The sequence below is a fragment of the Streptomyces milbemycinicus genome, assembly GCF_002154605.1.
Lineage (GTDB): Bacteria > Actinomycetota > Actinomycetes > Streptomycetales > Streptomycetaceae > Streptomyces > Streptomyces milbemycinicus.
On the sequence record NZ_MUNE01001203.1, the window covers coordinates 384 to 1,222 of the forward strand.

An 839-nucleotide genomic window follows, 5' to 3' on the forward strand; every position below is an offset into this window, starting at 1 on the left:
TCGAACGCCTCCCGGTTCTTGGCGACCACCGGGAAGCGCGCGGTCGCAGCGAACTCCTTGACGTCGGCGTACGAATCGGGGAACGCCGCCGACGGGGTGGGCACGCCGTGGTCCAGACACAGCTCGTACAGCCCCTGCTTGCTGGCCAGCCGTCTGGGCAGGCCGGGCTCCGCGCGCGGGAAGAGGAAACGGCCCTCCCCGGCGAGGGTGTCGGCGTGCTCGGCGATCAGCACCGCCGCCTCCTNNNNGCGGCCGGGGTCCAACGGTCCTCGGTGACGGCGTACATGGGGATGCCCAGGCGGCCCAGGGACCGGATGGCGCCGACGCCCCCGTGGTGCAGCGGGTAGTCGCCGATCTTCACGATCAGACCGGGAACCGTGCGGTCCACCGCGAACGGCACGTCACTGCTCGCCACGAGTCCCCCTCGGTCACCGCAGCGCAGTGGCCCCCCCACCGTGCGTGACCCGATTAAGGACGCTACTGGGGAATTGACGACCAGGGCAAGACTATCCGGACATTGCCAGCCCTTTAGGTAACAGTCGGTACAGTCCTCCCTTCGCGCGCCCGCCCCCGTAGGGTGTGGCCCGGTGATCCCGGCAGCCCCCGGCGACGACGAGAAGGCGAGGCGCACCCATGCCACCACTGAGCCCGCTCGACCTGCCCCACGACGATCCGTACGGCCCGCACAACCTCCCCTATGGCGTCTTCACCACCCGCGACGCCCCTGACCTGCGCCGCATCGGGGTCCGCTACGGCGACCATGTGCTGGACGCGGGCGCCGCGGCGGCCGCCGTCGGCTCCCCGCACGCCGCGCTGCTCGGCCATCCGACGCTCAATCC

General features: G+C 71.4%; 2 pseudogenes (1 of these 2 only partly in view). One reads left to right on the plus strand and one right to left on the minus strand.

Annotation, left to right across the window (positions count from 1 at the left end):
- Positions 1-400, minus strand: a pseudogene (locus tag CCN51_RS52100) (ATP-grasp domain-containing protein) (its annotated part extends 383 nt beyond the left edge of the window); the annotation flags it as partial.
- A 233-nt stretch (positions 401-633) separates the two neighbouring features.
- On the opposite strand from CCN51_RS52100, the pseudogene CCN51_RS52105 reads away from it, so the two are divergent.
- Positions 634-839 (plus strand): annotated as a pseudogene (locus tag CCN51_RS52105) (fumarylacetoacetase); the annotation flags it as partial.